This window comes from bacterium, assembly GCA_016873475.1.
In the GTDB taxonomy this organism is placed as follows: domain Bacteria; phylum Krumholzibacteriota; class Krumholzibacteriia; order JACNKJ01; family JACNKJ01; genus VGXI01.
Genome location: VGXI01000113.1, coordinates 1 through 10103, shown reverse-complemented (window position 1 = coordinate 10103; position 10103 = coordinate 1). Strand labels below are relative to the sequence as shown.

The window sequence follows — 10103 nt, the reverse complement described above, 5'->3', positions numbered from 1 at the left end:
TCAAGTACGAGTGCGTCTACCTGCGCGATCTGGAGAACGGCATCCAGGCACGCGACTGGATTGGGGCGTGGCTGCGGCTGTACAATGAGGAGAGGCCCCATTCGAGCCTCAGCAACGACAGGACCCCAATGGAGGAGTACCAACTGCAGAAGGCGGCATGATGACAACCCGTGGAGTCCACCTTAGCTCAGCCGCCAACCTGTCCAGGAAAGCGGGACCACTTCTCACCTTCAGGCCCCGCGAGCGGACTTGGAGCTCCTTCTCGAGATGCCGCTTCAGGGTGTGCTTGATCTGCGTTCGCCAGATGTCCTCGCGCAACCCGCCGATCTCTTCGCCCAACCGCAGCACACGGCCGCTCGCGAAGCGAACATACTCGCTACCGGGCTCCGCGCTGACCTCGGCAATCTCGAAGCCCACTCGGTAGCAAGCCCGCTCGCCCGATAGCGTGAACAGATCCGAACCTTGCTTCACCGTGATGCTCTTTTCCTTCGGGCCTGCGCTCGTTTGAACTTGGATGCGCAGCTTTGCCTGGATCCGCGGCAGGTGCTGGATCGTCTCGATCCGGACGAAGGCATCGTTGGCAGCATCTTCTGCCGCTGCGCTCGCGACAACGATCTGCTTGACGAGCTTCAGCTCGAAAGCCCGCACAGGGTCCAGGCGGTAGACGAGGTTGTAGGAATGGCGGTGTGTGGCCGAGTAGCGGAGCGTGCAGAGCGGGTTCAGCGCTCGGATGGCTTCCTGCGCTCTCTCGGTCGAATCCACGCTCTGCGGCTCGTCGATGATGACGATCGGCCGGGCGGCCTGAGCGAACTCGATGGGCTGACGGCCCGAAAGTCGGTCGCTCTCCTTGTAGATGACGTTGCTCTTCTGCTCTTCCTCGGTGCCTGTGAAGTTCTTGCGGAAGGCATCGATGTTGATCACGAGGATCTGGAGCGTGTTGCTCGTGGCGAACTGCCGCAGACGGTTGATTCGCTTGGCATCGTAGACGAAGTGCTCGAAGGGCAGGTTGTTGTAGAGTGCGCGGAAATGCTCGGCAGTGATCGCGATGTTCTTGAGCACGCCTTCGCGGATCGCCACGCTCGGCACCACGATGACGAACTTCTGGAATCCGTAGCGGCGGGACAGCTCGAAGATCGTGCGCAGGTAGACGTAGGTCTTGCCCGTGCCGGTTTCCATCTCCACGGAGAAGTGCGGGCAGCTTCTCGGCTGGGCGGCGGGGCCGTCGAGCAGCTCCCAGGCATCGGGTGGGGCGACTGGGTCGGCGACCTCGATCTCGTTGCGCGTCTGAATTGCACGGAGGTTCTCGCGGAGCTTGTCCTCGGCCAGCAGGAGTCGGTTGCTAACTCCCAGTTCGGTCCTATCCTGGCCTGCGAAGAGCTGGCCGGCTTCGGGGAGCTTGATGACGGCGTATTCCGGACTCCCCTGCGGCTGGCCTTCGAAGAGGTCCGTGACCGCGGCTACCGCGTCGAGCTGGAACGTCTGGCTGGGGTCGAACTGGATCTTCATTCCGGTTCCTCTCCAGCGGTGTAGGCTTGGTCCGGGCGGTTTGTGGCTTCCGGGAAGCGCAGGCGCAATCGGCCATCGCGAACCATGGGGGTGAGGTACCGGCTCCGCAGGTTTGGGGCTGTCCGTCTGAGGAGCCTGGCCAAGTCCTCGGCTGTCAAGAAGCGCCCCGTGCAGAGCGCGTAGAGGGTGCTTTCCATGAGATCTGCCGGGACCTTCCCTCTTTGGGCCACCGGATCGGCGATTCTCTGAAGGGCCTCCTCGGCCTCATCAGAGCGAGCGGAGTCGGCCGGCAAATGAGCGGAGTCGGCCGGCAAATGAGCGGAGTCGGCCGGCAAATGAGTGGAGTCCCCAGGTAACTGAGCGGAGCCATCGGCAGGAAAGAGCGAGTGTCCGGAGTCCCCAGCGGGCGGCAGACGGTAAGTCGTCCAACGCCTGCGGCTGTCCGAAACCAGTAGCCCGCGCTCGCAGAGCCCTGTCAGCATCCGGGTGATGTCCACCGGGTGGTCCGTCAGGAGCTGCTGGAGGCGGGAGTTGGAAACCGCATCCTCCAGTGCGGCCGTGGCCAGGGCCTGGAGTTCCGCAGAGCCAAGGCTGGAGATCACGGGGCCGAACCGCTGCCGAAGCGAGTGCAGGGTTTCCTCCGGGATTAGGCTGGCCGTCGGTAAGGACAAGCCCACCCGATCCGGCTGGTCGAAGACCTCGATTCGCGGCGCGCGCCAGTGCTGATGGCGCCAACCGGCCCGAATCCTATCGGCTCCCGATCCGGCACGCTCGCCGCCTCCGATCAGCAGGAACATCTGCTGCAGCGAGGGATTGCGGCACTCGCTCACCCCTCCGCGATGGTACTGCTCCAGCGACACGAGCAGCGTTCCCGGATTGGAGACGAAGAAGCGGTTGGGATGGCGCTCGACGACAATGCCACCCGCTCCAGAGTAGTCAGCGTGGATCAGGGCGTTGACGAACGCCTCCCGCAGTGCTTCGTGAGTGGGGGTCACGTCGCGCCGCTGGTCACCCTCGAGGCGAAAGGGGGTTGGGATTCCTGCAGCGAGCTTGGGCCAGACCCTTACGTAGAACTGGAACAGGTTGGGCTCCCAGGTCCCATCCGGATAGATACGATCGCTCCAGCGCGTGCTTGGGTCGAGCTTCTCGCGGTAGTCCACGAAGTAGTTCGGGGCGACTTCGGGGTCGCGCAGCGCGAGATCCTTTCCGAACATGAGGATACCGGCGAGAGTCAGGCCTTCGCTTCCGGCCGAGCGATCGCATCGCCAGCCGCCGAGTCGAGTCAGGAATTCCACATCGGGCAGTGCCGCCCAGGGGTGATCCTCACCTTTGGCAAGCTGGAATCGTCGGCGGTACTGCGCCAGGCTGGAAGCATCGAGATCATTCAAAGCAAATCCGCGCGGGATGCGGTGATCCCGCGGCGTCTCGTCGGCGTCGGCCAGCATTCGTCGGACTTCGCCATCCCCGCAGCGGTAGTCGCCTTCGTGGCGCCGGCGCCAGGTGTGCCCGAGGGGGTTCCCACCGAGGTACACCGGACGCTGTGTCCGGCTTGCGCGCGGAACGCGAATCACGAGGAGCTTCGCGGCCTCGAGATCCACGATCTCGACCAGGTTGGGCTCCAGTAGGTTGAGGCTGACCTGGCCGCGATCGTTCAGGCCGTCCCAGAGCCGCTTCTGGTGCTGCGCCACCAAGGAGTCTGAGAGGCCGTCGAGGCGCACCTCGTCGTCTCGCTCGGAGGCGCCCAGGACAACGGTCCCGCCCTCGCTGTTCGCCATCGCGCTGTAGGTCTCCCAGAAGCTCCCGGGGAACCCGCCGCGCGCCGACTTGAACTCCCAGTCGGTCGTTTCGCCGATCTGCGCGGCAGCGAGAATGCGGTTGAGCAGGTTCATCGCAGGTCCATGTCCCCAGGCATCTCGTCCCAGATGCGACCTTCCAGGATGCGGCCGGAGCGCTTCTTGTTCTTTCCGCCCCACTGCTTGAAGAAGAAGGGCACCCCAGCCCTTTGACACTGATCGCGCAAGTCGGTTGCCCATTCGGGATTCATTGGCCGAGCCCCAGGACCGGATTCACCACCTACGATCACCCAATCGATGCCGCGCAGGTCGAGTCCCGGCAGCGGACCCAGAAGCGGCTCGATTGAAAGGAACTTGACTCGCGCCGCGGTGCTTCGTAGTTGGTCGATGCGGCTCTTGTACAGCGCCGTCTCAACACTCACACCCATCCAGACATTTGGCGCCCAGTGGAGCTTCGGGCTCAACTCCTCCAACCTGTCCCCCCTCTTTGTGAGGACCTGGAAGCGGTGCCTGTGTGCCCGCGTCATCACGGCGAAGACTTCGCGCACATAGGCTAGCGGCACTCCGGGGTGAAAAAGATCGCTCATCGAGTTCACGAAGACTGTCTGCGGCTTCTTCCATCTCAACGGGAGATCGAGCATGTGGCGCTGCAGAGTCAGCTCGAATCCGTTCGTGTAGTTGGCTTGCCCCATTGCCTTCAAGCGCGCGGCCATGCGCTCCGCATAGCAGTGCCTGCAGCCGGGGCTGACCTTCGTACAACCCGTAACGGGATTCCAGGTGGCCTCGGTCCACTCGATGCCAGAGCCTTGGGCCACTAGCTCACCTCCTTTAGCAGATGGTTTGCGATCCGGAGTGCGATGTCTCTTCCTCTCGCGTTTCCGACGGCGAAGCAAAGCAGGTAGAGCGGGTTCTGCTTTGAGTTGCGAAGCACGCCCGGAGTCGGCGCTACCCCGACGAAGACGCTTTCGAGCCGCTTATTGAAGTACTTGCCGATTGTCTCCATGCTTGCCTTGACGACACGTTCTTCGTCGCCGCCGAACAGGGTTGGCGTAACATCGACTCGATAGAACTCATCGTGCCAGTCCCGAGTGCCGAGCAGCAGGTCCAGCCTGCGCCGCCAGCCCTCGGGGATATCCCCGGACTTCTTGAGTAGCCGGTTCACCCCCATGCCGAGAGGGAACAACACCCAAAGATCGATAGCCTGGGTGCGGGCGACAGCTTCAATCGTTGCCCATTCGACTTGCATGCCGTACGGATCCAGGAAGAGCACGGCTCGCCGCGAACGCCAATCCCGAGAGCAGAGTGTACGGATCTCAGAGTTCGCATCACCCTGGCGGATCTCGATGTCCTTGGCCAGACTGGGAAACTCCGACTTCAGCGCCTCAAGCTGCGCGCAGCGCTCCGGACTGCGCTCGATGAAGACGTATCGCTCGAATCGAGGCTTGGCCGCCAAGGCGCGCCGTGCAGAGCCCTCGAGAAGCCTTTGCGTCTCAGCCTCCGCAAGGTCGGGAAACGGTAGTTCTAGGATGGACTCGGGCTCCTTGCGTCGTGCATCACGGTAGCCAGTTCCCGCGAAAGCATCGATGTAGAGCTTCTCGAAGTGAGCGTTCTTGAGCGCGGTCGTGTAGCTCGACAAGTAGCCTGCGAGTACATCGAGCTTATGCGTGGTCCAATCGCCACCGAAGAGATTCCCCTTGTTGTCACCCTTGCCGACCATCGTCCCCCTATACCGTCTTGAAGCTGGTGATCCCCTTGGTCTTGAAGATGTAGACAGCATTGGCCTTGAGTTGGTCGTTGCCTGCAAAGCCCTCCTCGAGGCAGACGACTCGCTTGGGTGTCCGGGCTGCCATAACGCGAATCAGATCAAGGGTCAGTGTCCGCTCGAGGCAGATGAGGAGTTCTCCGCTCCCCACGCTGTTCACCCGCTTCCCAGCCAGCTCGAGAGCCTCGACGGGTGAGGCGAGGGGGTAGCCGCTCTTGAGAAGGATCTCGTACAGCAGGTCCAGCTCTGAGCGGCCGTCACGGATGTGGTTGGCATGGAGCGCGAGTTGCTCAGCTAGCTGGTCGGCATCCTTGGACTGCTCCGCATCCCAGGTCGCGAAGTTCGACTCGGCCAGCTTGAAGACGCGGAAGCCGCGGTCGACCTTGGTGCTGCCTTCAAGGGCGAGCTTGCCGGAGTCGCCATCGGTGAGAGCTTGAGCGGCATGGCGGAGCCGCTCCTTCGCGATGTCTGCAATCGTCCGCAGCCGGGCTTCGGGTGTCGGTAGCGGTTCGGGGAGCTGGACGAGCAGGAATGTTCGATTGCCGCCATCGTCGCGATTCTGTTCGAGCACGGCATGGCCCGTAGGACCGCTACCCGCAAAGAAATCCAGGATAACGTCGCACTCCGTCGGCTGGGTCGCGATCTGCAGCATCCGGCGGATGAGCCCCGTTGGCTTGACGGTATCGAGGACGTTATCGGTGTGCTCAAAGGCGACATGTTCGAGCAGTTGCTTCTTGGCAACCTGCGTGTGGCCAACCTCGGAATAGGGCCAGAGTGTCTGAGGAATGCGACCCTGCTTCACCTCGGTACGGAATCGCTTGATTGCTGGAACGTTGTTTCCGTCCTCGCCCCACCAGATGCGGCCGTCTTGGTCGAGTTCGAGAAACCTGGACTTCTTCACGCGCCAGTAACTGCCCGTGGGAGGGCCGGCAATAGTCCGGCCTGAAGGACACTGTATCGCATAGGTGCCTTCGCTGTAGTAATTGCGCGCAGAGAGATCACTTGGCTTCCATGGCCCGCGCGGATCTTGATCCGGGTTGTCGTAGCGCGCTTCCATCTCGGCGGTGCGGGGAAGCAACCTAGGCCGCCAAATCTCTGCGTGCCGGGCGTAGACTACGATGTAGTCGTGGTCCTCTGAGAGGTGTCGTGCGGAGTTCTTGGGCGAGTAGACCTTCTGCCAGATCACGCAGGCGACGAAGTTCTCCTCCCCGAACACCTCGTTCATCAGCGCACGAAGGTTGTGCACTTCGTGATCGTCGCACGAGACGAAGATCACCCCGTCCTCACGCAGGAGATCCCGCGCCAGATAGAGGCGAGGGTACATCATGTTCAGCCAGCGGGAGTGAAAGCGGCCATCTGTGTCTGTGTTGGATCTGAATGGCTTGCCCCCGGCATCTGCCTGGCCGGTGTACTCAAGGTAAGTGCGTAGGCTCTCGGTGTAGTCGTCTGGGTAGATGAAGTCGTTGCCCGTGTTGTAGGGCGGGTCGATGTAGATCATCTTGACATTGCCCAGGTACGGTTTCTGTAGGAGCTTCAAGACCTCGAGGTTGTCGCCCTCGATGATGAGATGTCCCGTGCTATCGAAGTTGACGCTCTCCTCGGGACACGGCCGCAGCGTGCCCAGGCTCGGGGCCTGAATCGTGCGGAAGCAGTCGGCCTTGCCCGGCCAATTCAAACCGAAGCGCTCCTTGCCCACGTCCGCGGCTTCGCCCAGGGCGAGCTTCAGCTTCTCGATGTCGAGCTTGCCGGCTTCGGTGTGGATCTCGGGATATAGGCGCAACAGCGCTTGGCGTCGCTGCTCCGCTACATCCTGCGAGTGGAGGTCGAGCTTCTCGGATTCGTCAGTCGTCATCGTTCCCTCTCGCGGGCGGCCACGGTGAGGCTGAACCGCCGTGCCGATGACGGCGGCTCTTGGCTACTCCCAGCGCGGCGAGACTACTGTATCGCGACAACCCAGAGGAAATCCAGTCGGCAGATGAATGACCACTGCTGAGGTAGTATCAGGCAGGGCGCGCTTGCTTGGCCGAGTACCGCGCCGCGCCCGGCGCGCCGAGGAGGCGCAGCCCGTTGCCGATCACGAGCAGCGAGGCGCCCATGTCGGCGACGATGGCCATCCAGAGCGTCGCCTGGCCGGCCAGCGCGAGGCCGAGGAAGAGGAGCTTGAGCCCCAGCGCCAGCGCCACGTTCTGGCGGATCACCCCGAGCACGCGCCGCGAGTGCGCGACCAGCCAGGGCAGGCGGTCCAGGTGGTCCGTCATCAGGGCGATGTCGGCCGTCTCGATCGCGGCGTCGGTGCCGATCGCGCCCATGGCGATGCCGAGGTCGGCCTCGGCGAGAGCGGGCGCGTCGTTGATGCCGTCGCCGACCATGGCCACGGGGCCGGCCGCGCGCAGCGCGCGCACGGCGGCGGCCTTCTCGGCGGGCAGGAGCCCGGCGCGGATCGTCGGCGCGGCGCCTGCTGCCGAGAAGGCGGGGGCCAGCGCCTGCGCGGCCGCCTCGCTGTCGCCGCTCAGCACTTCCTGGCGCGCGAGGCCGAGCCGCGCGAGCGCGGCGAGGGCGGCCGGCGCCTCGGGGCGCAGGGCGTCACGCGCGGCGAGCAGGCCGAGCACGCGCTCCTCGTCGGCGAGCACGAGCAGGCTGTGGCCCGAGCGCTCGAGTGCCGTTCCTTCGGCCGCGAGCGCACCCAGCGGCCGGCCGAGCTCGGCCATCCAGGCCGGACTGCCGAGCCAGTAAGTGCGGCCGGCCACGCGGCCCTCGAGCCCGCGGCCGGGCAGCGTGGCCAGCGCTTCGGCAGCGCGCACGGTGAGGCCGCGCGCGGAGGCCGCCTCGCCAACGGCCGCGGCCAGGGGATGGCCGCTGCGCGCCTCGAGCCCCGCGGCGAGGGCCAGCAGTTCGTCCTCGGCGAGATCCGCCGCGGGCAGGACGCGCGCGAGCGACAGGCGGCCACGGCTGAGCGTGCCCGTCTTGTCGAAAGCGATGGCCGCGAGCCGCGCCGGCAGCTCCAGGTAGGCGCCGCCCTTGATGAGCACGCCCTCGCGCGCCGCGCGGGCGAGACCGGCCACGATGCTCACGGGCGTGGAGATCACCAGCGCGCAGGGGCAGGCGATCACCAGGAGCACCAGCGCCTGGTAGAGCCAGCGCGCCCAGTCGCCGCCTGCCACCAGCGGCGGCAGCAGAGCGAGCAGCGCCGCCAGGGCGAGCATCGCCGGCGTGTAGACGCGCGCGAAGCGGTCCACCCAGCGCTCGGCCTGGGCGCGGCGCGCCCGCGCGCCCTCGACTTCGCGCAGGATGCGCGCGAGCAGGCTCTCGCGCGCCGTGTGCGAGACCTCGATCTCGAGCAGGCCCTCGCCGTTCACGCAGCCGGCGAAGACGGCGTCGCCCGGCAGCTTGGCCACGGGCAGCGACTCGCCCGTGATCGGCGACTGGTCCACCGTGCCCTGGCCCGCGCGCAGGACGCCGTCGAGGGGGATGCGCTCGCCCGCCAGCACGCGCAGGCGCGCGCCGACGGCGACGAACTCCACGGGCACCAGCGACTCGATCTGGCCCTCGCGGAGCACGCGGGCCCGCTCGGGCGCGAGCGCGAGCAGCTTGGCGATCGCGCGCCGCGCGCGCCCCACGCTCCAGGACTCGAGCAGCAGGCTGAAGGCGAAGAGGAAGCTCACCGTGGCCGCCTCGAAGTGGTCGCCGAGCAGCAGCGCGCCGAGCACGGCCAGCGTCATCAGCAGGTTCATGTCCGGTCGCAGGCGGACGAGGGAGCGCCAGGCGCGCGGTGCGACCAGCCAGAAGCCGGCGAGGACCGCAAGCAGGTAGAGTGCTGTCACGGCGGGGGGCATCGGCCCCGTCTCGGCACCGAAGGCGGGGCGCCAGCCGGCCAGCGCCGCGTGCAGCGCGAAGGCCGTCGCGAGCGCGAGCCCGCTGGCCGCGGTGATCAGGACCGGCGCTCGCCCGCGCCAGCGGCTTGGCGCGCCCGCCACCGGGGCGGCGGTGGCGCAGGCCTCGCCCCCGCAGCCGCAGGCGATGCTCTCGGTGCCCGGCGGCTTCGCCACGGCTAGGCCGAGAAGCTCGTCCCGCAGCCGCAGCCGCCGGTCGCGTTCGGGTTCTGGAAGCGGAAGCCGCCGCCGAGCAGCTTCTGCTCGAAGTCGATGACGAGCCCCTTCACGTAGAAGTAGCTCTTCAGGTCGACCACCACGGGCACGCCCTGGCTCTCGAAGCGCTGGTCGCCGTCATCGGCGTTGTCATCGATGCCCAGCTCGTAGCTGAAGCCGCTGCAGCCGCCGCTCTTGATGCCGACGCGCAGCACGGCGGCCGTCTGGCCCGTCTCGGCCATCAGGCGGCGCACCTCGCTGGCGGCGCTCTCGGTGAGGGTGATCATGCGAGTCCGCTCCTTGCGTGTTCGAGGGTGTCGAGCGTGAGGCGCCGCGGGTCGGCCGCGCGCAGCTCCCGAACGGCGGCGGCGACCGCCGCGATGGTGGCAGCGATCTCCTCGCCCGTCGTGAAGCGGCCGAGGCTGAAACGCAGGGCGCCGGCCGCACGCGCGGCGTCCAGGCCCATTGCGGCGAGCACGTGCGAGGGCGATTCGCTGGCCGTGCTGCAGGCCGAGGCGCTGGAGAGCGCGATCGTGCGCAGGCGCATGAGGAGTCCGTCGGCGTCCACGCCGGCGAAGCTGAGGTTGAGGTTGCCGGCGAGGCGCGGCTCGCGCGCGCCGTTGAGCTGGACGCCGTCCAGCCGCGCGCGGAGGCCCTCGTAGAGCTCATCGCGCAGCTCGCGCAGGCGAGCGGCCTCGGTCTCCAGCTCGGCCGCCGCGATCGCCGCCGCGGCGCCGAAGCCGACGATGCCCGGCACGTTGAGGGTGCCCGAGCGCAGGCCCTTCTCGTGGCCGCCGCCGTGGAGCTGCGGCTCGATTCGTACGCGCGGCTCGCGGCGGCGCAAGTAGAGCGCGCCGACGCCCTTGGGGCCGTAGAGCTTGTGCGCCGAAAGACTGAGCAGGTCCACGCCCATCGCGTCCACGTCGAGCGGGATCTTGCCCGCGGCCTGCGCGGCGT

Annotated in this window: 9 protein-coding genes; 1 reads left to right on the top strand and 8 read right to left on the bottom strand. The window is 66.3% G+C overall.

Annotation, left to right across the window (positions count from 1 at the left end):
- Window positions 1-161 (top strand): transposase (locus FJ251_09945; protein ID MBM4118040.1); only part of this gene is annotated, 161 nt, incomplete at its 5' end.
- Here the strand turns inward: FJ251_09945 and FJ251_09940 are convergent.
- From FJ251_09940 to FJ251_09905, 8 genes are all read right to left on the bottom strand, one after another.
- Window positions 109-1506, bottom strand: a complete 1398-nt coding sequence (locus FJ251_09940) for a DEAD/DEAH box helicase (GenBank protein ID MBM4118039.1) — start codon at window positions 1504-1506, stop codon at window positions 109-111. The genes FJ251_09945 and FJ251_09940 overlap by 53 nt on opposite strands.
- Entirely contained in the window at window positions 1503-3395 is a 1893-nt protein-coding gene (locus FJ251_09935) for a hypothetical protein (GenBank protein ID MBM4118038.1), read from the bottom strand. Before FJ251_09935 ends, FJ251_09940 begins: the two co-directional genes overlap by 4 nt.
- The gene (locus FJ251_09930; GenBank protein ID MBM4118037.1) at window positions 3392-4114 is read right to left on the bottom strand and encodes a phage Gp37/Gp68 family protein; all 723 of its coding nucleotides are present in this window, start codon (window positions 4112-4114) and stop codon (window positions 3392-3394) included. The genes FJ251_09935 and FJ251_09930 overlap by 4 nt, the downstream gene beginning before the upstream one ends.
- A complete protein-coding gene (gene tcmP, locus FJ251_09925; GenBank protein MBM4118036.1) occupies window positions 4114-5016 on the bottom strand; it encodes a three-Cys-motif partner protein TcmP in 903 nt (300 codons plus the stop codon). Before tcmP ends, FJ251_09930 begins: the two co-directional genes overlap by 1 nt.
- Window positions 5017-5023: 7 nt before the next feature.
- A complete protein-coding gene (locus FJ251_09920; protein ID MBM4118035.1) occupies window positions 5024-6913 on the bottom strand; it encodes a site-specific DNA-methyltransferase in 1890 nt (629 codons plus the stop codon).
- Window positions 6914-7061: 148 nt separating this feature from the next.
- Complete coding sequence (locus FJ251_09915) at window positions 7062-9107, bottom strand: heavy metal translocating P-type ATPase (GenBank protein ID MBM4118034.1); 2046 nt, start codon at window positions 9105-9107, stop codon at window positions 7062-7064.
- A 2-nt stretch (window positions 9108-9109) separates the two neighbouring features.
- Window positions 9110-9433, bottom strand: coding sequence for an iron-sulfur cluster assembly accessory protein (locus FJ251_09910; protein ID MBM4118033.1), 324 nt, complete (start codon window positions 9431-9433; stop codon window positions 9110-9112).
- Window positions 9430-10103, bottom strand: a 674-nt coding sequence (locus FJ251_09905; protein MBM4118032.1) for an aminotransferase class V-fold PLP-dependent enzyme, incomplete at its 5' end; no start/stop codon positions are given. The genes FJ251_09910 and FJ251_09905, both read right to left, overlap by 4 nt.